The 24,063-nt window shown below is 57.4% G+C and carries 23 protein-coding genes, 1 tRNA gene and 1 other RNA gene; 22 read left to right on the forward strand and 3 right to left on the reverse strand.

Features of this window, described 5'->3' with window-relative positions; genetic code table 11:
- From H6A20_RS01330 to H6A20_RS01370, 9 genes are all read left to right on the forward strand, one after another.
- On the forward strand, nt 1-503 hold a 503-nt coding region (locus H6A20_RS01330), incomplete at its 5' end, for a ribonuclease HII (protein WP_204905367.1).
- A 43-nt stretch (nt 504-546) separates the two neighbouring features.
- Entirely contained in the window at nt 547-903 is a 357-nt protein-coding gene (locus tag H6A20_RS01335) for a YraN family protein (RefSeq protein ID WP_204905368.1), read from the forward strand.
- 6 nt (nt 904-909) lie between these two features.
- On the forward strand, nt 910-1,767 hold the full coding sequence (gene pgeF, locus H6A20_RS01340) for a peptidoglycan editing factor PgeF (RefSeq protein ID WP_204905369.1): 858 nt from the start codon (nt 910-912) through the stop codon (nt 1,765-1,767).
- A gap of 17 nt (nt 1,768-1,784) precedes the next feature.
- Nucleotides 1,785-2,615: a mechanosensitive ion channel family protein gene (locus H6A20_RS01345; RefSeq protein ID WP_338106540.1), complete on the forward strand. Its 831-nt coding sequence runs from the start codon at nt 1,785-1,787 to the stop codon at nt 2,613-2,615.
- Nucleotides 2,616-2,634: 19 nt separating this feature from the next.
- Nucleotides 2,635-4,455 (forward strand): DUF975 family protein, encoded by a 1,821-nt coding sequence (locus tag H6A20_RS01350; protein ID WP_243426089.1) that lies wholly within the window; start codon nt 2,635-2,637, stop codon nt 4,453-4,455.
- Nucleotides 4,416-5,603, forward strand: a complete 1,188-nt coding sequence (locus H6A20_RS01355; protein ID WP_204905371.1) for a metallophosphoesterase — start codon at nt 4,416-4,418, stop codon at nt 5,601-5,603. Before H6A20_RS01350 ends, H6A20_RS01355 begins: the two co-directional genes overlap by 40 nt.
- Before the next feature lie 92 nt (nt 5,604-5,695).
- Nucleotides 5,696-5,768 (forward strand) — tRNA-Thr (locus tag H6A20_RS01360).
- A 62-nt stretch (nt 5,769-5,830) separates the two neighbouring features.
- The gene (locus H6A20_RS01365) at nt 5,831-6,631 is read left to right on the forward strand and encodes an MBL fold metallo-hydrolase (RefSeq protein WP_204905372.1); all 801 of its coding nucleotides are present in this window, start codon (nt 5,831-5,833) and stop codon (nt 6,629-6,631) included.
- A 14-nt stretch (nt 6,632-6,645) separates the two neighbouring features.
- Entirely contained in the window at nt 6,646-6,903 is a 258-nt protein-coding gene (locus H6A20_RS01370) for a hypothetical protein (protein ID WP_204905373.1), read from the forward strand.
- 45 nt (nt 6,904-6,948) lie between these two features.
- Here H6A20_RS01370 and H6A20_RS01375 read toward each other — a convergent pair whose 3' ends face one another.
- On the reverse strand, nt 6,949-7,749 hold the full coding sequence (locus H6A20_RS01375) for an ABC transporter permease (RefSeq protein ID WP_204905374.1): 801 nt from the start codon (nt 7,747-7,749) through the stop codon (nt 6,949-6,951).
- On the reverse strand, nt 7,742-8,509 hold the full coding sequence (locus H6A20_RS01380) for an ABC transporter ATP-binding protein (protein WP_204905375.1): 768 nt from the start codon (nt 8,507-8,509) through the stop codon (nt 7,742-7,744). The genes H6A20_RS01375 and H6A20_RS01380 overlap by 8 nt, the downstream gene beginning before the upstream one ends.
- Before the next feature lie 125 nt (nt 8,510-8,634).
- On the opposite strand from H6A20_RS01380, the gene H6A20_RS01385 reads away from it, so the two are divergent.
- The 3 genes from H6A20_RS01385 (at nt 8,635) to asd (ending at nt 11,853) form a co-directional block, all read left to right on the forward strand.
- A complete protein-coding gene (locus H6A20_RS01385; protein WP_204905376.1) occupies nt 8,635-9,276 on the forward strand; it encodes an epoxyqueuosine reductase QueH in 642 nt (213 codons plus the stop codon).
- 81 nt (nt 9,277-9,357) lie between these two features.
- The gene (argH, locus tag H6A20_RS01390) at nt 9,358-10,743 is read left to right on the forward strand and encodes an argininosuccinate lyase (protein ID WP_204905377.1); all 1,386 of its coding nucleotides are present in this window, start codon (nt 9,358-9,360) and stop codon (nt 10,741-10,743) included.
- A 24-nt stretch (nt 10,744-10,767) separates the two neighbouring features.
- Complete coding sequence (gene asd, locus H6A20_RS01395; protein WP_204905378.1) at nt 10,768-11,853, forward strand: aspartate-semialdehyde dehydrogenase; 1,086 nt, start codon at nt 10,768-10,770, stop codon at nt 11,851-11,853.
- 40 nt (nt 11,854-11,893) lie between these two features.
- Here the strand turns inward: asd and H6A20_RS01400 are convergent, their stop codons facing one another.
- Entirely contained in the window at nt 11,894-12,541 is a 648-nt protein-coding gene (locus tag H6A20_RS01400; RefSeq protein WP_204905379.1) for an ATP-binding protein, read from the reverse strand.
- Between the two features lie 153 nt (nt 12,542-12,694).
- Here H6A20_RS01400 and ppk1 point away from each other — a divergent pair, with 153 nt between their 5' ends.
- The 10 genes from ppk1 to hypD all read left to right on the forward strand — a co-directional run bounded on the left by ppk1 (nt 12,695) and on the right by hypD (nt 24,063).
- Entirely contained in the window at nt 12,695-14,803 is a 2,109-nt protein-coding gene (gene ppk1, locus H6A20_RS01405; protein WP_204905380.1) for a polyphosphate kinase 1, read from the forward strand.
- Nucleotides 14,804-14,837: 34 nt separating this feature from the next.
- Nucleotides 14,838-16,865 carry a DNA topoisomerase gene (locus H6A20_RS01410; RefSeq protein ID WP_204905381.1) on the forward strand — a complete coding sequence of 676 codons (2,028 nt, stop codon included), beginning with the start codon at nt 14,838-14,840 and terminating at the stop codon, nt 16,863-16,865.
- Nucleotides 16,862-17,527: an acyltransferase gene (locus tag H6A20_RS01415; RefSeq protein ID WP_204905382.1), complete on the forward strand. Its 666-nt coding sequence runs from the start codon at nt 16,862-16,864 to the stop codon at nt 17,525-17,527. The genes H6A20_RS01410 and H6A20_RS01415 overlap by 4 nt, the downstream gene beginning before the upstream one ends.
- A gap of 93 nt (nt 17,528-17,620) precedes the next feature.
- Nucleotides 17,621-18,097 carry a MogA/MoaB family molybdenum cofactor biosynthesis protein gene (locus H6A20_RS01420; protein ID WP_204905383.1) on the forward strand — a complete coding sequence of 159 codons (477 nt, stop codon included), beginning with the start codon at nt 17,621-17,623 and terminating at the stop codon, nt 18,095-18,097.
- Nucleotides 18,098-18,116: 19 nt separating this feature from the next.
- Complete coding sequence (locus H6A20_RS01425) at nt 18,117-18,806, forward strand: MBL fold metallo-hydrolase (RefSeq protein WP_204905384.1); 690 nt, start codon at nt 18,117-18,119, stop codon at nt 18,804-18,806.
- A 28-nt stretch (nt 18,807-18,834) separates the two neighbouring features.
- Complete coding sequence (gene rnhA / locus H6A20_RS01430; RefSeq protein WP_204905385.1) at nt 18,835-19,317, forward strand: ribonuclease HI; 483 nt, start codon at nt 18,835-18,837, stop codon at nt 19,315-19,317.
- Nucleotides 19,318-19,347: 30 nt separating this feature from the next.
- Nucleotides 19,348-19,698: RNase P RNA component class A (gene rnpB, locus H6A20_RS01435), an RNA gene on the forward strand.
- 294 nt (nt 19,699-19,992) lie between these two features.
- Complete coding sequence (gene tnpA / locus H6A20_RS01440; protein WP_204905386.1) at nt 19,993-20,463, forward strand: IS200/IS605-like element ISEnfa200 family transposase; 471 nt, start codon at nt 19,993-19,995, stop codon at nt 20,461-20,463.
- Between the two features lie 308 nt (nt 20,464-20,771).
- Nucleotides 20,772-21,680, forward strand: a complete 909-nt coding sequence (locus H6A20_RS01445) for a trans-4-hydroxy-L-proline dehydratase activase (RefSeq protein ID WP_204905387.1) — start codon at nt 20,772-20,774, stop codon at nt 21,678-21,680.
- 4 nt (nt 21,681-21,684) lie between these two features.
- The gene (hypD, locus tag H6A20_RS01450) at nt 21,685-24,063 is read left to right on the forward strand and encodes a trans-4-hydroxy-L-proline dehydratase (RefSeq protein ID WP_204905388.1); all 2,379 of its coding nucleotides are present in this window, start codon (nt 21,685-21,687) and stop codon (nt 24,061-24,063) included.

Genomic DNA, 24,063 nt, shown 5'->3' on the forward strand with positions numbered 1-24,063 from the left:
TGGCGGGGGCGGTGATCCTTGCGGAGGGGGATCCCATCCTGTATGTCAATGACTCAAAGAAGCTCTCCGAGAAAAAGAGAGAGGCTCTCTATGAGGAGATCATGGGGCGGGCCCGGGCGGTCGGCGTAGGCATCGTCGGTCCGGAGCGGATCGACGAGATCAATATCCTGAACGCCACCTACGAGGCCATGCGCATGGCGGTGGAGCAGCTTGGGGTGCAGCCGGCGGTGCTTTTGAACGATGCGGTGACGATACCGGGGCTTTCCGTGCACCAGGTCCCCATCATCAAGGGAGACGCCAAAAGCGTGTCCATCGCGGCGGCCAGCATCATCGCCAAGGTGACGAGGGACAGGCTCATGCGGGAGTACGCGCAGATCTTTCCTGCCTATGACTTTGCCTCCAATAAAGGATACGGCACAAAGGCACATATAGAAGCGCTCAGGGAACTGGGACCGACGCCCATCCACAGGAGGAGTTTTATCGGCCATTTTGTCAGCCTGTGAGGAGGCTGGCGCCGGGAACGGCCTGCCGCGGGAAGAGACGGAAATGAATAAAAGGAGCACCGGTGCGGTCTATGAGAGAAAGGCGGGAGAGTACCTGCGCAGGCAGGGGTACACGATCCTGCAGTATAATTACAGATGCCGGGCGGGCGAGATCGATATCGTAGCCCGGGACGGGGAGATCATCGTCTTCTGCGAGGTGAAATACAGAGGGACCGTCTGCCGGGGCGGCGCCCTGGAGGCGGTGACGCCCGGAAAGCAGCGGACGCTGTCCCGGTGCGCCCTGTTCTATCTGGCGGAGCACCGCCTGACAGACGCGCCCTGCCGCTTCGACGTGGCGGGGATCGAGGGCGAAGCAGGGCGGGTCATCCATGTAAAAGACGCATTTGCGTACAGGGAGTGAAGGGATATGAGTATCGGACTGAAGTACAAGAGCAAGGCCCACATCTTTGACGAGAGGGAGAAGGACGGGGTGCCCTATCTGTCTTTTCCCATTCTTGAGGATACGGGGATCGTGGACCACGGGTTCTCCACCAGGCTTGGAGGCGTCAGCACAGGCGGCTGCGCTTCGATGAATATCAGCATCCACCGGGGGGACGACCCGGCCGCCGTGGAGGAGAACCGGCGCCGGATCGCAGCCGCCATTGGCGTGAAGCCGGAGAAGATGGTCTACAGTAATCAGACCCACACCGTCAATGTGGCCCGGGTCACAGCCGGTGACGTGGGGCAGAGCCTGCCGGAGACGGACGGCATGATCACCGACGAGCCGGGGCTGTGCCTCGTCACCTTCTATGCGGACTGCGTGCCCCTCTACTTTGTGGATCCGGTGCACAGGGCCATCGGCCTGTCCCACTCCGGATGGCGGGGGACCGTGAACAAGATGGCCAACGTGACCGTGCGGAAGATGCAGGAGGCCTTCGGCAGCCGGCCGGAGGACATCGTCGCCGCCGTGGGGCCTTCCATCTGCAGAGACTGCTACGAAGTGAGCGGGGACGTGGCCGCACAGTTTAAGGAGAACTATGATCCGTCCTGCTGGGACAGCCTGTTCAGCCAGAAGGAAGGACAGAAGGAGAGGGACAAGTACCAGCTCGACCTGTGGAAGGCCAATGAGATCAACCTGCTGGAGGCAGGGCTCCTCCCGGAGCATATCGCAGTGACGAACCTGTGCACCTGCTGCAATCCGGACCTTCTCTTTTCCCACAGGGTGCTGGGCTGGAACAGGGGAAACTTAAGCGCGTTTCTGGCGCTGAAGGAACAGATGGAATAAAGAGAGGAGGAGACGCGGTGGAGAGCGGAACATGGCTTCTTACTTTTGCCCGGGAGCGCATCCCGGATCTTATCAGCTTCGGACTGAAGATTCTGGCGGCTGTCGTTTTGGTGATCGCGGGGAAATATATCATACGGGGCGCGCGCAATCTGGCGGCCAAAGCGTTTGAGCGGGCCGGCGCGGACGCGGGGGTGAGCCAGTTTACGGACTCCCTCATCAAGTACGGCCTGTACACCGTGCTCTTCATTCTCGTGCTCACAGGATTCGGCGTCAACCTGACTTCCATCACCGCCATCCTGGCTGCTGCGGGCGTGGCTGTCAGCCTGGCGCTGCAGGATGTGATCGCCAACTTTGCAGGCGGGGTGCTGATCCTGACGCTGAAGCCCTTTGCGGTGGGCGACTACATCATAGAGGACAACAACAGGAACGAGGGGACGGTCAAGGAGATCCAGCTTTTCCACACCAAGCTGACGACCGTGGACAACAGGACCATCGTCATTCCCAACGGCATGCTGACCAACAACAGCCTGACCAATGTGACGGAGAAGGACGAGCGGCAGCTTGACCTGCGGATCGATATCGCCTATGAGTCAGACCTGCGGGAGGCGAAGCGGATCCTTACGGAGCTGCTTCAGGGGACGCCCGGCATCCTGAAAGAGAAGGAGATGTCCGTCTTTGTGGACAGCCTGGGGACGAGCAGCGTTGTCCTGGGCGTGCGCGCCTGGACCCGCATGGATGAGTACTGGAAGGTGCGCTGGCAGCTTCTGGAAGATATCAAGCTGACATTTGACAGGGAGGGGATCCGCATCCCCTACACCCAGATCACAGTGCACAGAGAGGAAACGTAAGATGCCCGGAAGAAAAGAGATGAAACGCAGAGCCAGGAGGGCTCTGAAACGACACTATATCCTGTATGTGGCCCTGTTCCTGATCGCCGCCTACATCGGCGCGGAGTTCAGCTCCTCGCTGGAAGTGCTGGATGTGACGCCCGCCCCTGGCTATGAGGCACAGGAGCGGCTGGAGCGGCCGTCGGATCTGAACGGCGGCATTACCGGCGTCATGCGGGACATTTTTGCGGGAGACGAGGAGGCGGCCGGCGAGCTGGCCTATGAGAATGAGGAGGCGCAGATCGCCAGGGCGGTGCAGGAAAGTCCGGCGCTTGGCCGGACCAGGGGCGTGCTTGCCCGGATGGTCAACAGCGTGTCGTCTGGGTCGTTTGTGGTGAGCCTGCTGGCGGCCCTCCATTCCCTGGTGGGGTCGGAGAACGCGGCGATCCTGCTCCTGATCCTTCTTGGCACCGCCGTCCTCTTTGCGGTCTGGTTCTTCTTTATCAATGTATTTACCGTGATCACGAGGCGGGTGCTGCTGGAGGGCCGCACCTATGAGAAGGTTCCCTTCCAGCGCATCCTCTTCCTCTTGCGGGTGCGGAAGTGGACGAAGGTGTGCTGCACCATGTTCCTTGTGTCCTTTTATCAGATGCTCTGGAACTTTACGATCATCGGCGGCATCATCAAACACTATTCCTATTACCTGGTCCCCTACATTGCGGCGGAGAATCCGGATATCGCGCCGGGCGAGGCGATCCGGCTGTCCCGGCGACTGATGAAGGGGCACAAGTGGGAGTGCTTTGTCTTCGGACTGTCCTTCCTGCCCTGGGCGCTGCTGGGGGGCCTGACGGCAGGGCTCTCGGAACTTCTGTACTCCAATGCCTACCGGGCCGCTGCCTTCACCGAGTACTACGCGGGGATCCGGGAGGCGGCCAAAAGGGAGCACGTGAAGGGAAGCGAGCTGATGAACGACACCTATCTCTTTGAGATGCCGGAGGACGAGCTGATCTACCTGGCCTATGAGGATGTGATCTCGGCCCTTGTGCGGCCATCCAGGGATGTGCTGCAGCTTAAGGGCGTCCGCAAGTTTTTTGCGGACTGGTTCGGCGTGCTGCTGACCAACACGAAGAAGGAGCGGGAGTATGAGAAGATGCAGGCCTGCCGGGTCAAGATGGAGCTTCTCAAGGGCGCCGTGGACAGGAAGACATATCCGAGCCGCCTGTCCGCCGTCCCGGAGGTGCAGAAGCGGAGCCGCATCGAGACGATCCACTACCTGCGGCACTACTCGGTGTGGTCTGTCATCCTTCTTTTCTTCATCTTTTCCTTCGCGGGATGGATGTGGGAGGTGAGCATCCATCTTGTGACAGACGGCGAGTTTGTGAACCGGGGCGTGCTCCACGGCCCCTGGCTTCCCATCTACGGGGGCGGAGGGGTGCTCATCCTCTTGCTCCTCAATAAACTGAGGAAGCGCCCGGTGCTGGAGTTTGTGGGCATTGTCATCCTGTGCGGGTGCGTGGAGTACACCACATCCGTCGTGCTGGAGATCCTGCACAACGGGGAGAGGTGGTGGGATTACAGCGGCTACTTCCTGAACCTGAACGGGCGGATCTGCGCGGAGGGCCTGTTTGTCTTCGGGATCGGCGGCATTGCCATCGTCTACATGCTGGCGCCCCTTCTGGACAACCAGATCCAGCGGCTTCACCCGGCTGTCCTGATCCCGCTGTGCCTGCTGCTTATCACGGGTTTTGCCGTGGACAACGTCTATTCCGCTGAACATCCGAACAGCGGCAGAGGAATTACGGATTACGAGGAGAGAACCGCATGCTTGCAGTCTACCTGTCCCCCTTATACATACTTGTAAATGTCTATATTGTCCGGAGGCTTCTTGGCTGGATGGGCGCCTGCTGCGGCGCCTCTCCCCGTTGCTTTCTCCGCCTTGCGGCCGCGCTTGCCTATACGTGCGTTGCCCTGACGCCCCTCATCGGCTTTCTTCTGCCGGCGGGGCAGGGGAAGCGGTTTTTCACATCCTTCGGCTACTACTGGATGGGCGTGCTCCTCTACGGGATCCTGTTTCTGGCAGCCCTGGAGCTCGTCCGCCTCATCCGGTATCTGGCCGGAAAAAGGCAGCCCCCCTGCCGGCGGCTGAAAGTCCTGGCCGGGGCGGCGGTGCTGTCCCTGACTGCCGCCGTGTCCCTGTGGGGCATTGTGAACGCCCGGATCATCCACACCACAGACTATGCGGTGACCGTGGACAAAGAGGCGGGAGCGCTGCAGGATCTGAAGATCGTGCTGACGGCGGACCTGCATCTGGGTTACAACATCGGCAGCAGCCAGATGGAGCAGATGGTGGAGAAGATCAACCGGGAGGAGCCGGACCTGGTGGTCATTGCCGGGGATATCTTTGACAATGAATATGAAGCCCTTAAGGACCCGGAGGAGCTGATCCGGATCCTTAAGGGAATCTCTTCCCGGTATGGTGTCTATGCCTGCTACGGGAACCATGACATCGATGAAAAGATCCTGTCCGGCTTCACCTTTGACCGCAGCGGGGACCGGAAGGAGAGCGACCCGCGGATGGACGCCTTCCTGGAAGAAGCCGGGATCATCCTCCTGCACGACGAGGGCGTGCTCATAGACGACAGCTTCTATCTCTTTGGCCGGGCGGATGCTGGCAAGCCGGGAAGGGGCATTGAGAAGCGCCTTTCGCCGGAGGAGATCACGGAGGGGCTGGATCCTGACAAACCGCTGATCGTGCTGGACCACGAGCCCTCCCAGCTCTCAGAGCTGGCGGCGGCAGGGGTGGATGTGGATCTGGGCGGACACACCCACGACGGCCAGGTGTTTCCGGTGGATATCGTGATGGAGTTTCTCTGGGAAAATCCGTGCGGGTACCTGAAGAAGGGACAGATGCACAGCATCGTCACCTCCGGCGCCGGTCTGTTCGGGCCCAACATGCGGGTGGGGACGAAGGCGGAGATCTGCGTGGTGGATGTGCAGTTCGCACCCTGACAAGACCGGGCGCACATTTATAGAAAAAACTTCTTGCATTTTCGGAAAAATACGGTATAATAATTGTTGTGGCTTTTGAAAAAAGCTGCTAAGCCGGAATAGCTCAGTCGGTAGAGCACTTCACTCGTAATGAAGGGGTCGTCAGTTCGAGTCTGATTTCCGGCTTTTTGAAGGCGCTTCACAGGAGATGGTGAAGCGCCTTTTATAAAAGACAGGAGATAAGAGAGATGAAACTTACGATATTGGGAACAGGAAACGCAGCGGTCACAGAAGTCTATAACACATGTTTCGCATTTTCAGACGGGGACAGGCACTTCCTGGTGGACGCAGGAGGCGGCAACCAGATCCTGAAGAGACTGAAGGATGCAGGCATCCCGCTTCAGGATATCCATGATATCTTTCTGACGCACGAGCACATCGACCACCTGCTGGGACTGATCTGGCTTGTGCGCATGATCGGTCAGAATATGAACAAGGGGAAATACGAGGGGGATCTGCGCATCTACTGTCACAGCGATCTGATCCCGGTCATCCGGACCATCACGGACCTCACCATCCAGAAGAAAGTGACGAAGCATATCGGGGAGCGGATCCTCCTGATCCCGGTGGGACACGGCGAGACAAAGGAGATCCTGGACTGTCCGGTGACCTTTTTTGATATTTTCTCTACAAAAGCGAAGCAGTATGGCTTTACCATGCGGCTGCCGGGCGGCGCGAAGTTCACCTGCGCGGGGGATGAGCCCTACAATGAGCAGGACCGTCCCTTTGTGGAGGGAAGCGACTGGCTCATGCACGAGGCGTTCTGCCTGTACGCGGAGGCGGATGTGTTCGGCCCCTACGAGAAGCACCACAGCACGGTGAAGGAGGCCTGCCAGACGGCGGAGGAGCTGGGGATCCCGAACCTGATCCTCTACCACACGGAGGATAAGAACATTGCCCGCCGCAAGGAACTCTACACCGGCGAGGGACAGGCGTTCTACCACGGGAACCTGTATGTGCCGGATGACATGGAGACATTTGAGATCTAGGGAGGAGTGGCCGGATGGCTGTTACGAGACAGATGATCTTTCCCCTGGCATTCTACAAAAAGTCCAAGTTCAACGGAAGCAAGGGGAAGCTGAATTACCGGATCGAGAAGGTGTCGGAAGGAGAGGGGGAAGAGAAGGAGGAATTCTTTCTCCTGTCCGTGTGGAAGGGTCCCTTCTGCTATGACGCCACGAAGGAGCAAAAGACCACGCGCCGCTATCCTTTCAGCGAGGAGGGGCTTGACGCGGTCGTGGAGGAACTGAACAGGATGTAAGACGGATATGTAGGGCAGCCTGCGCGTATGCGGGCTGCTCTTTTGCTATCTTCTGCGCAGGCAGATCCGCTCCGCCAGACCGATCACGGCGTACAGGAGAAGGGCCATGATGCACAGAAGGAGGATGGACATGATGAGCCAGTCGAGCTTGAACGTCTGACTGGCGTAGATGATGAGATATCCCAGTCCTTCCCGGGCTGCCAGGAACTCCCCGATGACCACGCCCACCAGGCAGAGGCCGATGTTGACCTTCATGGTGCTGACAAGGGCCGGGATGGAGCTGGGGATCACGGCCTTAGTCAGAGCCTGGATCCTTGTGCCCCGCAGGGTGCGGATGAGCTTCAGCTTCTCCGGGTCCACGCCGCAGAAGGCGGTGTAGAGGGTGAGGATGCTCCCGAAGACGGCCACGGACATGCCGGCCACGATGATGGTCCTTGTGCGGGCTCCCAGCCAGACGATGAGGAGAGGGGCCAGGGCGGATTTGGGCAGGCTGTTGAGGACCACCATGTAGGGGTCCAGCACCTCCGAGAGGCGCGGGCAAAGCCAGAGGATGACCGCCGCCAGCATGCTGACGGCGGTGACCAGGAGGAAGCTTGTGACTGTCTCCAGGAGCGTCACCCACATATGGCGGAAGATGCTGCCGTCCCGGGCCATACCGGCAAAGCAGAGGGCGATCTTCGAGGGGCTGCTGAAGATGAAGGAGTCGATGATCCCCCTGCCGGCGCAGTACTCCCACAGGGACAGGAAACCGGCCAGGAGGAGGATCCTGGCCGCCAGGACGGCGGCGCGGCGCGCCCTCTGCCGCCGCAGGTAGAGAAGCTGGGCTTTGGATATGCTGCTATTCATTGCTGTTCAGTTCCTTCCAGATGAGATTGAAATAGGTCTTGAATTCCGGCGCGTCCCGCCGCCCAAGAGGTGTGTCCGCCCCGGCGCCGAAGATGAGGGGCACTGTCTGGATGATGGAAGCGGGCCGCGGTCCCAGGATGATGACCCGGTCCGCCAGGGAGACGGCCTCTGAAAGGTCGTGGGTCACCAGGATGGCGGTCTTTTTCTCGCGGCGGATGATCTGCCCGATATCGTCCCCCACCCGCAGGCGGGTCTGGTAGTCCAGGGCGGAGAAGGGCTCGTCGAGGAGCAGAAGGTCCGGTTCCAGGACCAGGGTGCGCACGAGGGCGGCCCGCTGGCGCATGCCGCCGGAGAGCTGGGAGGGCCTGGCGTTCTCAAACTGGGCCAGGCCGTACGTGTCCAGCAGTTCATGGGCTTTCTGCCGGGCCTTCGCGGTGAGCATGTGCTGGACCTCAAGGCCCAGGATCACATTGTTGTAGATGGTGCGCCACTCGAAGAGCTGATCGTGCTGGAGCATGTAGCCGATATTGGTGGCGCTCTCCTTGCTGTCCCGCCCCCGGATCCGGATCTGTCCCGCCGCGGGCTCAAGGAGCCCGCTGATCAGTGACAGGAGCGTGGATTTGCCGCAGCCGGAAGGGCCGACGACAGCCACGAACTCGCCCTCCTTCATGGAAAACGAGATGTCGGCAAGGGCCGGCGTCTCCCCGTCCATTGTGTGATAAGAGTAGGAAATATGTCTCAGTTCTAGGATTTCTTCCATGGGAACCTCCCGGGCCTCGCCGCTGTATATAGGTAGTGTATGCCGGGCAGCGGGATGGCGTGCTTGCATCCGCCGGGGAAATGCCCTATACTAGGTAGCAGGTTGAACGCGGGAGGAGTCATGTCATGAACTACCAGAGAGAGCTGGACCAGCTGCTCGCCAGGCTGGAAGAGGAGGAAAAAGTTCCCAGGCTTCTGCTCCACAGCTGCTGCGCCCCCTGCAGCAGCTATGTGCTGGAGTACTTAAGCGCATATTTTGAGATCACGGTCTTTTACTACAATCCGAATATTTACCCTGAGAGCGAGTACACGAAGCGGATCCTGGAGCAGCAGACGCTGATCGGTGAGATGAAGACGAAGCATCCGGTGTCTTTTGTGGCGGGTGTGTACGAGAAAGAGAAGTTCTACGAGATGGCGGCGGGACTGGAGCATGTCCGGGAGGGGGGAGAGCGCTGCATGCGCTGCTATGAGCTGCGCCTGCGGGAGGCGGCGCGGCTGGCAGAGGAAGGCGGCTACGACTACTTTACCACGACCCTGAGCATCAGTCCCATGAAGAACGCGGCAAAGCTGGGGGAGATCGGGCAGAGGCTGGCGGGGGAATACGGGGTGAAGTACCTCCCCTCGGACTTCAAAAAGAAGAACGGCTACAAGCGGTCCATCGAGCTGTCCAGGATCTACGGCCTGTACAGGCAGGATTACTGCGGCTGCGAATTTTCCCTCCGGGACGCGCAGGCGCGCAGGAAAGATCCGGAAAAACAGGAAAATTAAGCTGTGCTTTTTGAAAAAAGTATGGTACACTATGAAAATGAATAATTATACAATGATACAAAAGAAAGGGGATGACGCGGGATGGCGCAGTTATGGGGCGGCCGTTTCACAAAAGAGACGGATCAGCTTGTATATAATTTCAATGCATCCATTTCCTTTGACAGGAGGCTGTACGCCCAGGATATCAGGGGAAGCATTGCCCATGTGATGATGCTGGCAAAGCAGGGCATCCTCACGGACGCGGATAAAGAGAAGATCATAGAGGGACTGGAGGGCATCCTGTCCGATCTTGAGAAGGGGAAGATTGAGATCCCGGATACTTATGAGGACATCCACAGTTTTGTGGAGGCGGTGCTCACCGAGCGGATCGGGGAGCCCGGCAAGAAACTTCACACGGGGCGCAGCCGGAACGACCAGGTGGCGCTGGATATGAAACTTTATACAAGGGATGAGGTGCACCTCATTGACAACCTTTTAAAGGAGCTGCTGTATGCGGTCCTGACCATCATGGAGGAGGGGCTTGACGTGATCATGCCGGGCTTCACGCACCTGCAGAAGGCCCAGCCCATCACCCTGGCTCACCACATGGGAGCCTACTTTGAGATGTTCAAAAGGGACCACGAGAGGATGCGGGACATTTACTGCAGGATGAACACCTGTCCTCTAGGATCCGGCGCCCTGGCCGGCACCACCTATCCCCTGGACCGGGACTACACGGCCAAGCTGCTCGGATTCGACGGACCGACGCTGAACAGTATGGACGGCGTGTCGGACCGGGATTACCTCATCGAGCTGCTGGCGGCCCTGTCCACGGTGATGATGCATCTGAGCCGGTTCAGTGAGGAGATCATCATCTGGAACTCCAACGAGTACCAGTTCGTGGAGATCGACGATGCCTACAGCACAGGCAGCAGCATCATGCCCCAGAAGAAGAACCCGGACATTGCGGAGCTTGTCCGGGGCAAGACAGGCCGGGTGTACGGCGCGCTCATGTCGCTCCTCACCACCATGAAGGGGATCCCCCTGGCCTACAACAAGGATATGCAGGAGGACAAGGAGCTGAGCTTTGACGCCATCGACACGGCGAAGGGGTGCATCGCCCTCTTTACCGGCATGCTGCGCACCATGCGGTTCAACCGGAAGCGGATGGAGGACAGCGCAAGGCACGGCTTCACCAACGCCACGGACGCGGCCGACTATCTGGTGGGAAAAGGAGTACCGTTCCGCGATGCCCACGGGATCGTGGGGAGACTGGTCCTTCACTGTATTGAAAAAGGGATCGCCCTGGACGATATGACGCTGGAGGAGTACCGGGAGATCTCGCCGGTGTTTGACGAGGACATCTACGACGCCATCGCAGTCGGCAACTGCGTCAACCGGCGTCTGACGACAGGGGCCCCGGGCAGGAAGGCCATGGAGGAAGCGGTCGGCATCTACAAAAAGTATCTGCGGGAATATGCATCTTAGACAGACAGGGAGGAGAAAAAAGACATGGAAAAGAAATTACGAGTTGGGATCTTAGGCGCGACAGGTATGGTGGGGCAGCGGTTCATCGCCCTTCTGGAGGACCATCCCTGGTTTGAGGTGGTGACGGTGGCTGCCAGCCCCCGGTCCGCCGGCAAGACATACGAGGAGGCCGTGGGCGGCCGCTGGAAGATGGATACGCCCATGCCGGAGGGTGTGAAGAACCTGATCGTCCACAATGTAAACGAGGTGGAGGACGTGGCCGCCACCGTAGATTTTGTGTTCAGCGCGGTGGATATGACCAAGGATGAGATCCGGGCCATCGAGGAGGCCTACGCGAAGACGGAGACGCCGGTCGTCTCCAACAACAGCGCCCACCGCTGGACGCCGGACGTTCCCATGGTGGTGCCGGAGATCAACGCGGACCACTTTGAGGTGATCAAAGACCAGAAGAAGCGGCTTGGCACAGAGCGCGGCTTCATCGCGGTCAAGCCGAACTGCTCGATCCAGAGCTACGCCCCCTGCCTGGCTGCGTGGAAGGAGTTTGAGCCTGTGCAGCTTGTGGTGACGACCTACCAGGCAATCTCCGGCGCGGGCAAGACATTTAAGGACTGGCCGGAGATGGTGGGCAATATCATCCCCTACATCGGCGGCGAGGAGGAGAAGAGTGAAAAGGAGCCCCTGCGCGTCCTGGGACATGTGGAGAACGGGCAGATCGTCATGGCGGACGCCCCGAAGATCACCTGCCAGTGCGTGCGCGTGCCGGTCCTCAACGGCCACACGGCTGCCGTGTTCATCAATTTCGCGAAAAAGCCTTCCAGGGAGGAGCTGATCGAGAAGCTGGTGACCTTCAAAGGCTTCCCCCAGGAGGCGGGTCTTCCCAGCGCGCCGAAGCAGTTCATCCAGTATCTGGAGGAGGACAACCGTCCCCAGGTGACGATGGATGTGGACTACGAGCGGGGGATGGGCGTGTCCATCGGACGTCTCCGGGAGGATACGGTCTACGACTACAAGTTCATCGGCCTGTCCCACAACACGGTCCGCGGCGCGGCCGGCGGCGCGGTGCTCTGTGCGGAGGCCCTGACGGCCAAGGGGTATATCCAGGCAAAATAGTGTACACAAAAAGAGCTTCCTTTTGGAAGCTCTTTTCCTGTTACTGGTCCAGGATCTTCCCGTCGATGGAGAGCGTCACCACCTGCCAGGGGATGAATCTGCCGCTGGCCTTAAGCGCCTCCCTTGCCGCGTGCTCGATGCCGCCGCAGCAGGGCACCTCCATGCGGACGATGGTAAGCTCCCGGATGTCGTTCCCGGAAAGGATCTGCGTCAGCTTTTCCGTGTAGTCCACACTGTCCAGCTTGGGGCAGCCGATGAGCGTCACCCTGCCCCGGATGAAATCCTCGTGGAAGCCGGCGTAGGCGTAGGCGGTGCAGTCGGCGGCGATGAGGAGCTTTGCCCCGTCAAAACAGGGCGCGTTCACAGGCGCCAGCTTGATCTGCACCGGCCACTGGCGCAGCTGGGAGGGCCGAAAGAGCGGCTCTGCCTTCTCTGCCGCGGCAGGTCCGGCTTCGGATATGTGCTTTTTAACTGCTTCCGCATCGTAGGCGGCAGCCTCCCGCTCCGTGAAGGAGATGGCGTCTGTGGGGCAGACGGGCAGGCAGTCCCCCAGGCCGTCGCAGTAGTCGTCGCGCAGCAGGCGGGCTTTGCCGTCCACCATGCCGATGGCTCCCTCGTGGCATGCGTCCGCGCACAGACCGCAGCCGATGCATTTTTCTTCGTCAATATGAATGATCTTCCGTATCATGGATGAATTCCTCCTTGCTGTTCTTTTTACAACCAGAGTATAGCACAGGAACAGACCTGTGTCTGTTGCTTTTGCAACGCAAAAGAGACTGGATATATTTCCGGTTTACATGTATAATCTTTAACAGATATATATGAAAGGAAGGGGCGGAAGATGAAGGAAGATATTTTGCAGTACACCCAGAACAGGGAACTGTCCTGGCTGAAGTTTAACCAGCGCGTGCTGGAGGAGGCGCAGGACCCGTCCGTGCCTCTTCTGGAGAGGATGAAGTTTGTCGCGATCTTCACCAGCAATCTGGATGAGTTCTTTATGATCCGGGTGGGAAGCCTTTTTGATATGGCGCAGACAGATCCGAAGGCAGTGGACGCCAGATCCGGCATGACGCCGTCCCAGCAGCTGGACAATATATATGAGGCGGTGGCGCCTCTGTACAAGGAGCGGGACAAGACCTACGCGGAGATCAAGAAGCAGCTCCACCCGTACGGTGTCTGCGGCCTGGATTACAAGGAGCTGGAGCAGAGCGAGAAAAAGTATGTGAAGAAGTATTTTAAGGAGCAGGTGCTCCCCATCCTGTCGCCGCAGATCGTGGATGCGGGCCATCCGTTTCCCCACCTGCTCAACAAGGAGCTGTATGTGACCGCCATGCTGAAGGCGGGCAGCAGGACGATGATGGGGATCGTGCCGGTGCCCAATTTCGTGTCGGACATCCTCTATCTGCCGGGGCATGACATCCGCTACATCCGGATGGAGAAGGTGATCATGGAGCATCTGGATCTGGTGTTCGGCCAGTACGAGGTGTCGGACCGGAACTACATCTGCGTCACCCGGAACGCGGACATCGCGCCGGATGATGAGCTCCTGGAAGTCAACGATGATTTCCGGTACCTGATGAAGCAGACGCTCCACAAGCGCCGCAGGATGGCGGTGGTGCGCCTGGAGATCGCGGAGAAGCTGAACCAGGATATGGAGAAGTATTTCTGCGAGAAATTCAACATCACAAAGAAGCAGATCTTCCGCACCAAGATGCCCATGAAGCTGGACTACATGTTTGCCATCAGCGGGAACCTGCCGGATCCCATGAAGCGCTCCCTGATCTATCCGCCGTTTACGCCCCAGCCGGGCAGGCAGGTGGAGGAGGGCAGCATGATGCGCCAGATCCGCAGGCACGACCTGCTTCTGTTCTACCCCTATGAGAGCATGGATCCCTTCCTGCAGCTGATCAGGGAGGCGGCCTATGATCCCTCTGTCATGACGATCAAGATCACCATCTACCGGCTGGCAAAGAAGGCAAGGCTGGTGGAATACCTGTGCGCCGCCGCGGAGAACGGCAAGGAAGTGACGGTTCTCATCGAGCTTAGGGCCCGGTTTGACGAGCAGAACAACATTGACTGGTCCGAGAGGCTGGAGGATGCCGGCTGCCGCGTCCTCTACGGGTTCGAGGGGTACAAGGTCCATTCCAAGATCTGCCTGATCACCTGCAGGAACCGGAACGAGATCCAGTATATCACGCAGATCGGGACCGGCAACTACAATGAGAAGACGGCCGCCCAGTACACGGATCTCTCGCTGATGACAGCGGACCGGGAGATCGGGGAGGACGCGGCCCTCTTTTTCCAGAATATGTCCATCGGCAATCTGGACGGCGTATACCGCCATCTCATCGTGTCCCCCACCTCCCTGAAGCAGACGGTGCTCCGGCTCATGGATGAGGAGATCCGGAAGGGGGAGAGGGGCCGCATTGTCATGAAGATGAACTCGGTGACGGATGTGGACTTTATCGCCAAAGTGGCGGAGGCGTCCCGGGCCGGCGTGAAGGTGGACCTCAATGTGCGGGGCATCTGCTGCATCCTGCCGGGCATCCCGGGCTATACGGACAATCTGACGGTCACCAGTATCGTGGGCAGATTCCTGGAGCATCCGAGGATCTTCTGCTTCGGCACGGGAGCGGACCAGAAGATCTATATCGGCTCCGCGGACATGATGACGCGCAACACGGAGAAGCGTGTGGAGGTGGCCTGTCCGGTTCTGGACGATGCCCTGAAGCGGCAGATCAGTTACTATATGAAGGTCATGCTGGAGGACAACGTGAAGGCGAGAGTCCTGCAGCCGGACGGCACATATAAGAAAAAGCCGATCACGGAGCACCGGGTCGACGCCCAGGACCGCTTTATGAAGGAGGCCGTCCATGCGGCCAGGAGTGCGGGGACGACCCCGAAGAAGGAGAGTCTGAAAGACAGGATCCTGCGTATGCTGAAGAAGTAGGAATACAAAAAGGACAGGAGAGTATGCAGCATCTATGGGAAAAGCATTATACATAGCAGAGAAGCCGAGCGTGGCCCAGGAGTTTGCGAAGGCGCTCCATCTGCGCGCGGGAAGGCATGACGGCTACCTGGAATCGGACGACGCGGTGGTGACCTGGTGCGTGGGGCACCTTGTCACCATGAGTTATCCGGAGGCCTACGACGAAAAGTACAAGCGGTGGAGTCTGGAGGCTCTGCCGTTTTTACCGGAGGAGTTCAGGTATGAGGTCATCCCGGCCGTGGCGAAGCAGTTTCGGATCGTCTCCTCCCTTCTTCACAGGGAGGACGTGGAGAGGATCTATGTCTGTACCGACTCCGGGCGGGAGGGGGAATATATCTACCGCCTCGTGGAGCAGATGGCGGGCGTGAAGGGCAAGGAGAGACGGCGGGTGTGGATCGATTCCCAGACGGAGGAGGAGATCCTGCGCGGCATCCGGGAGGCGAAGGATCTGTCGGCCTACGACAACCTGTCAGCCTCCGCCTATCTGCGGGCCAAGGAAGATTACCTGATGGGGATCAATTTCTCCCGCCTTCTCACGCTGAAGTACGGGAACAGCATCTCCGGATACCTGAAGACAAAGTACGCGGTCATTTCCGTGGGCCGGGTGATGACCTGCGTGCAGGGTATGGTGGTGCGCCGGGAGCGGGAGATCCGGGAGTTTGTGGAGACGCCGTTTTACCGGGTCGTCGCCTGCATACAGGCAGAAGCCCCGGAGGGGGCGGCCGCCTTCGAGGGGGAGTGGCGCGCGGCGCCGGAGTCCCGGTATTTCGCCTCCCCGCATTTATACAAGGAGAATGGGTTTAAAGAGGAGGAAAAGGCCCGGGAGCTGATCCGGTACCTGAAAGAGGAGACGCCGGAGCTGACCTGCCGGATCCTCTCCGTCGAGAAGAAGAAGGAGAAGAAGAACCCGCCCCTCCTCTATAATCTGGCGGAGCTGCAGAACGAGTGCTCCAGGAGGTTCAAGATCAGCCCGGATGAGACGCTGCGCATCGTGCAGGAGCTCTACGAGAAAAAGCTGGTCACCTACCCGAGGACTGACGCCAGGGTCCTCTCCACCGCGGTGGCAAAGGAGATCCACAAGAACTTAAACGGGCTGATGAAGTATGAGCCGGCCGTCCCGTACCTGCAGGAGATCGCGGCCATGGGAAGCCACAAGGGGCTGGCCAGGACGAGGTACGTCAATGACAAGCAGATCACGGACCACTATGCCATCATCCCGACCGGCCAGGGGCTTTTGGCATTAAATAGTGTGGCGCACACGGCGAAATCGGTGTATGATATAATCGTGCGCAGATTTCTGAGTATTTTTTACCCGGCAGCCGTATACCAGAAAGTGTCTGTCACCGCAGGCATGAAGACAGAGCAGTTTTTTGCGGGCCTGCGGGTGCTCGCCGAGGAGGGGTACCTGAAAGTGGCCGGCGTCCCGGAACAGAAGAAGGAGGAGCCGGCGGGGCTTATGGAGGCGGTCGCAGGGCTGAAGAAAGGGATGACGCTCCCTGTGTCCGCCCTGGAGATCCGGGAGGGGAAAACATCCCCGCCCAAGCGGTACAGTTCCGGCTCCCTCATCCTTGCCATGGAGAACGCGGGACAGCTCATCGAGGACGAGGAGCTGCGGGAGCAGATCAAGGGCTGCGGCATCGGCACCAGCGCCACCAGGGGCGAGATCCTGAAAAAGCTGTTCAACAACAAGTATCTAGCCCTCAACAAGAAGACTCAGATCGTCACGCCCACCCTGCAGGGGGAGATGATCTACGATGTGGTGGACCATTCCATCCGCTCCCTTTTGAACCCGGAGCTCACAGCAAGCTGGGAGAAGGGGCTTGGGTACGTGGCGGACGGGCAGATCACCTCAGATGAGTACATGGAGAAGCTGGAGCATTTCATACGGGCAAGGACCAGCGGCGTGCTGGGCCTCAACAACCAGTATCAGCTAAGGAGCTGCTATGATAAAGCGGCAGCTTTCTATAAAACCAAATCAAAAAATAAAAAGCCGGAAGGCGGAAATGGAGTGAAGAAAAAATGAAAGAACTGACGATCCGGGAACTCTACACACTGGATGAGACGATCGCAAAGGATCTCTTTGAGGGGCTGACCTACCCGTGGGAGGCGCTCCCGAAGATTAAGGATTTTATCCTGAAGCTGGGCGAGACGCTGCCGGAAGAGGAATATGAAAAGGTGGGGGAGGATGTGTGGATCGCCAGGTCTGCCACCGTATTCCCGTCCGCCTACATCCACGGGCCGGCTATCATCGGTAAAAATGCAGAGGTGCGCCACTGCGCCTTTATCCGCGGCAATGCCATCGTGGGGGAGGGAGCCGTGGTGGGCAATTCCACAGAGCTCAAAAACGTGGTCCTTTTTAACAAGGTGCAGGTGCCCCACTACAACTACGTGGGCGATTCCATCCTGGGATACAAGGCGCACATGGGCGCAGGTTCCATCACATCCAATGTGAAATCCGACAAAAAGCTGGTTGTTGTCAAGACGCTGGAGGAGAACATGGAGACAGGCCTTAAAAAGTTCGGCGCCATGCTGGGCGACGAGGTGGAAGTCGGATGCGGCACGGTGCTCAATCCGGGCAGCGTGGTGGGAAGCCACACGAACATTTACCCCCTTTCCTCTGTCAGAGGGTATGTGCCGGCGGACAGCATTTACAAGCGGCAGGGAGAGGTCGTAAAGAAGCAGTAAGCGCAGAGGGCGTATTGCAAACATCCCCGGAACTTGGTATGATTAGGGGGAAGCGGGCCAGGGCCTGTACGAAAGAATTTTGGAGGTACCAGAATGAGAGTTGCGATCATTACAGCCAATACGGCAGTTTACAGAGAAAAAGAGGAGGACGCTGCGGGAAAGGTGATCCGGAAGCTGATCGAGCAGGAGGGGCATACGATCGTCTTCCAGAAGGCGCTCCCCTGTGACAGGACCGTCCTTTCCACGGTGATGCAGCGGATGGCGGACGGGCATCTGACGGATCTGATCCTGACGACAGGAGGAGCCGGGTGCAATGCGGGAGACATCACGCCGGAGGCCACCATGGATGTGGTGGAGCGGCCGGTGCCCGGTATTCCCGAGGCGATGCGGGCGCACACGATGAAGCTGACAAAGCGGTCCATGCTTAACCGGAGCGCCGCCGGCATCCGGGGAGACGTCCTCATTGTCAACCTGCCGGGCAAAGCCGGTGCGGTGAAGCAGTGCCTGGAGTATCTGCTGCCTGAGATCACCCATGCAGTGGAAGTGATCCAGAAGGCGCCCAGACAGTAGGAGCGGTATCGCATCTGCTATGAAGATCACGTATATACAGCACAGCGGGTTTGCCGTGGAGCTGGATGACAGGGTGCTGATCTTTGATTATTACCGGGGAGCGCTCCCGGAATTTGACCGCGAAAAGGAGGTGTGGGTGTTCGCAAGCCACGCCCACTACGATCATTTTCAGCCGTGCATCTTTGCATGGGCGGAGCGTTTTCCCCGCATTTTCTATGTCCTTTCCAGTGATATCCGCATCCCGGAGCGGGATGTCTTCCGGATGCGGCCGGGGCAGCAGATCTGCGCCGGGACGGACGGGGGCCGGATCCGGGTGGAGGCGCTTCGCTCCACAGACGAGGGGGTGGCTTTCCTCGTGCGGACAAAGGAGCGGACCATATATCACGCAGGCGACCTGAACTGGTGGCACTGGGAGGAGGAGTCAGACCGGTACAACGCCCTGATGGAGAAGGCCTATAAGAAGGAGATCGGAAAGCTGGCCGGCGTGCATATAGACGCGGCTTTTGTCCCGGTGGATCCAAGACTTGGGGCGCAGTACCACTGGGGACTGGACTGGTTTATGCGTCAGACGGACACGGATCTTGTGTTCCCCATGCACATGCAGGGACGGTATGATCTCTATGACCGGCTGATGGAGGAGCCAGTGGCAGCCGGCTACCGCGGTAAGATAGCGCACATCACCGGGGAAGGGCAGGTGTTTGCGGTCTGAGCGCCGCAGCAGACAGGAGACAGTTTTTATGCAGGTAAAGATCTATACAGACGGGGCGGCGAGAGGCAATCCGGACGGGCCGGGCGGCTACGGGGCCGTCCTTGAATATGTGGACACAAAGGGGCAGCTCCACACAAAGGAGTTGTCCTGCGGATACAGGAAAACGACCAACAACCGGATGGAGCTGATGGCTGTCATCGCCGCGCTGGAGGCGCTGAACAGGCCGTGCAGCGTGGAAGTCTATTCCGATTCCAAATATGTGGTGGACGCCTTCAACCAGAACTGGATCGGAGGCTGGATCCGCAAGGGGTGGAAGAGAGGAAAGAACGAGCCGGTGAAGAATGTGGACCTCTGGCAGCGGCTCCTGCAGGCAAAGGAACCCCATCAGGTCCGGTTTATCTGGGTGAAGGGCCACGACGGGCATCCCCAGAACGAGCGGTGCGACGAGCTGGCAACATCAGCGGCCGACGGGGATGATCTCATCGAGGATGCAGGGCTTGCGCAGGGATAGAAAGTGTGGTACAATCAGTCACCGTGAGACCAGGTATGACAGGTGATCGCGGCTGCAGACGCCGAAAGGCAGCAGGTGAGGAAAGTCCGGGCTTCACAGGGCAGGATGCCGGATAACGTCCGGTGGAGGCGACTCCAAGGCCAGTGCAACAGAAATGTACCGCCGGGGATCTCCCCGGTAAGGGTGGAAAGGCAGTGTAAGAGACTACCGCCCTCCTGGTAACAGGAGGGGCACATGTAAACCCCATCCGAAGCAAGACCGGATAGAGACAATGCGGCGGCCCGCCGCGTCTCAGGTTGGTCGCTCGAGCCTGCCGGCGACGGCAGGCCTAGATAGATGATCACCCAACGACATAACCCGGCTTATCGTCATGCCTGGTTTTGTTTAATTCCGGACGTAACACTTTTAAAAAGTGTTACGTCCGGAATTAATATAACTGGTGTGTAATTGTGTATGTTTATGCGAAAAAAGACTGTATTTGCAGTCTTTTTTTTGTTAGGCCAAGGGCCTGTTTTCTGGCCTGGAGTTTTTCGGGTTCCGAAAAATGGAGGGGCAGAAAACCAAAAAACCACTTGCTATGCAAGTGGATAAGGATGCTTCAGCTTACAGAAAAACCTCCAATGTTATAATTAATGCAGGTTCGCCAACCGCATTAAAAACAAAGGAGGTATCCATATGGATAGTAATAGTTTATCACATACCCGATGGAATTGTAAGTATCATATAGTTTTTGCACCGAAGTATAGAAGAAAAGTAGCATATGGAAAAATAAAACAGGATATAGCCAATATCCTAAGTATGTTATGCAAGAGGAAAGGTGTAAAAATCATAGAAGCAGAGATATGTCCAGATCACGTTCATATGCTGATAGAAATTCCGCCAAGCATGAGTGTATCGTATTTTATAGGGTATCTGAAAGGGAAAAGTACACTAATGATATTCGAACGGCATGCCAATTTGAAATACAAATATGGGAACCGACATTTCTGGTGTAGAGGATACTACGTAGATACGGTAGGGAAAAATGCGAAGAAAATAGAGGAATATATAGCCAATCAGCTACAGGAAGATCTGGAATACGATCAAATGACACTGAAAGAGTATATAGACCCGTTCACGGGTGAGCCAGTAAAGCAAAACAGATAAGGAGAGCCCTTTAGGGCTCAAGTAAGGAAATGATGTTGCGATTGGCGAACCAAATCGATGAGTCTTTAGACTCCAGTGCCGGTAAAAGACCCTTATAGGGTCAAAGCAAGCCACCGGCTAAGCCGGTGGTCTTGACTTGCATAAAAGAACTGTCATGGTGCAGATTGCACAAAATCGGGGTGAGGAATATGGTAGAGGTGTCAATTGACAAAAAAATAACGATAAGATATATTAAAATCAATAGTTAGACTATAGTTCAAACGATAGTTTATAGTGCGCGTGTGGAAACAGCGGGGTGAGTGAATGTGATGAAGAATATAACAAACATACAGAAGTTTTCTGTTCATGATGGCGATGGGATACGTACAACCGTGTTTTTTAAAGGATGTCCCCTGAAGTGCGAGTGGTGTCATAATCCGGAGACTCAGAGATTTGAAAAAGAGATGCAGGTAGACCGTGAAAAATGTACCGGCTGCGGGACCTGTCAGGCGGTCTGCCCGTCAGGCGCGCTCCATATAGAGGACGGCCAGCCTGTTCTGGACACGGGCGCATGCGTGCTCTGCGGGAAATGCGTGAATTTCTGTCCGGCAGGGGTCCGGGAGATCGTGGGGCAGGAGTATTCAGTCAAAGAACTGAGCCGGGAACTGATGAAGGACCAGATGTTCTATGAGGAGTCCGGCGGCGGGGTGACTTTTTCCGGCGGCGAAGTGATGGCTATGGATATGGAATTTATCCTTGCTGCGGCCAGAGAACTGAAGAAGCAGGATGTGACACTCACGATAGACACATGCGGCTACGTGCCTTACGAGCGGTTTCAGGAGCTCCTCCCCTATGTGGACACCTTTCTCTATGATGTGAAGGTGATGGACCCGGAGCTTCACAAGAAATACATCGGGACAGACAACCGGCTGATCCTTGAGAATCTGGTCCGCCTTGCGCGGGACGGGGCAAGGATCTACATCCGGATCCCCACGGTGAAGGAAGTCAACGGAAACGCCGGGAATATGCGGGAAACCATCGCGTTTCTCCAGGAGCATGATATCCATCCGGCACAGATCAACCTGCTGCCCTACCACGATACAGGGAGCGGGAAGTATCGCAAGCTGGATATGGAATATAAAGGCACAGACCTGCACGCGCCGGACAGAGAAGAGATGGAGGCGCTTGCCGCTCTTTTCGTGGAGGCAGGTTTCAAAAACACCAAAATAGGAGGGTAAAAAGATGGCAAAACTGCGGGGCATGAATGAAAGGATCCAGAAGCTCAGAGAGATCAGCGTGAACACACCTGTTCATATTGATCTGGAGAGGGCGAAGATCGAGACAGACTTCTACAAAGCGAACGATGGGAAATATTCCATTCCGGTCATGAGGGCCATGACGCTGAAAGAATATTTTTCAAAAAAGACATTGTATCTCGGAGACGGGGAGCTGATCGTCGGTGAGAAGGGAAAAGATCCCCAGGCTTCCCCCACATTCCCGGAGCTGTGCTGCCACAGTGAGGAGGACATGATCGTCATGAGCGAGAGGGAACTGGTGTCTTTCAAGACGACAGAGGAGGACCGGAAGCTCCAGAGAGAAGAGATCATCCCCTACTGGACCGGGCGCAGCATGCGTGAAAAGCTTCTTTCCCGGATGACCCAGGAGTGGCATGACTGTTACGAGGCCGGCATGTTTACCGAGTTCATGGAACAGAGAGGACCGGGCCACACATGCGGCGGCGAGCAGGTGTTTACGACCGGATACATGGAGTACAAAGAGAAGATCAAAAAGACCATGGACGCCCTGGACTACATGAACGATCCGGACGCTGTCGATAAATGCGAGGAGCTCAAAGCCATGGATATCGCCTGCGATGCGGTGATCATCCTGGGCGAGCGCTATCACAAACTGGCCCTTGAGATGGCGGAAAAGGAGACAGATGAGACGAGGAAGGCCGAGCTTTTGCAGATTGCTGCGAACCTGGAAGTAGTTCCGGCCCACAAGCCTCAGACATACTGGCAGGCGATCCAGCTCTACTGGTTTACCCACCTTGCGGTCACCACAGAGCTCAATCCATGGGATGCTTTCAGTCCGGGCAGACTGGACCAGCATCTGTATCCGTACTATGAAAGAGATGTGGAGGCGGGCATCCTGGACGATGAGAAAGCCCTTGAGCTGCTGGAGTGCCTGTGGGTGAAATTCTACAACCAGCCGGCGCCCGTAAAGGTTGGCATCACGCTGAAGGAGAGCGCCACCTACACGGATTTTGCGAACATCAATACAGGCGGCGTGACGCCGGACGGGCGCAACGGAGTCAACAATGTCAGCTATCTGATCCTGGACTGCATGGATGAGATGAAGCTGGTACAGCCAAACTCAAACGTGACCATCAGCAAGAAGACGCCCGCCAAATTCCTGAAGAGAGCCTGTGAGATTTCAAGAAAAGGCTGGGGGCAGCCTGCATTTTACAATACAGAAGCCCAGATCATGGAGCTTGTCAATGCGGGGAAGAAGCTGGAGGACGCCCGCCGCGGCGGCTCATCCGGCTGTGTGGAGACAGGCGCATGGGGAAGCGAGGCCTATATCCTGACCGGCTACCTGAATATCCCAAAGGTATTCCAGCTCACACTGTTTAACGGATTCGACCAGTACAGCGGAAAGCAGATCGGCCTGAAACTTGGCTATGCGAAAGACTTTAAGACTTATGACGAGCTCTGGACAGCCTTTAAGAAGCAGCTGGAGCACATTGTGGACGTGAAGATCCGCGGCAACAATGTGATCGAGGAGCTGTACGCCCGGGAGATGCCGGCTCCCTGCCTGTCCGTCGTGACAAACGACTGTATCTCCAACGCAAAGGACTACAACGCGGGAGGCGCAAGATACAACACGAACTACATCCAGGGTGTGGGGATCGGCACCGTGACTGACTGTCTCGCAGCTGTGAAATACAATGTCTACGACAAGAAAAACTTTACCATGGAAGAGCTGATCGAGGCCATGGAGCATGACTATGAAGGATATGATTCCATTTACCGCATGGTACATGACAGAACGCCCAAATACGGCAATGACGACGACTATGCTGACAGCATCATGCAGGATGTGTTTGAACTTTACAGAAGCACCATCACGGGACGCCCGAACATGAAGGGCGGAAAGTATGGCGTGGATATGCTGCCTACCACATGTCATGTGTACTTCGGCGATGTGATCCTGGCCACACCGAACGGAAGAAAGGCTCACAAGCCGGTGTCAGAAGGTATTTCCCCGGAGAAATCCGCAGACACGAACGGCCCCACAGCCGTGATCAAGTCCTGTTCCAAGATGGATCACCTGGCAACTGCCGGCACACTCCTGAACCAGAAGTTTACGCCGGATGTGGTGGCAGGCGAGGAGGGGCTGAACAATATGTCCAGCCTGATCCGTTCCTACTTTGCCATGGACGGGCATCATATCCAGTTTAACGTTGTGGACCGCCAGACTTTGATCAATGCCCAGAAGCATCCGGACGACTACAAGGATCTGATCGTCCGCGTAGCAGGGTACAGTGACTTCTTCCGCAACCTGGACAAACCGCTTCAGGACGAGATCATCAACCGGACAGAGCAGTCTTTCAATTAA

It is taken from the genome of Mordavella massiliensis (assembly GCF_016901695.1).
Classification (GTDB): domain Bacteria; phylum Bacillota; class Clostridia; order Lachnospirales; family Lachnospiraceae; genus Claveliimonas; species Claveliimonas massiliensis_A.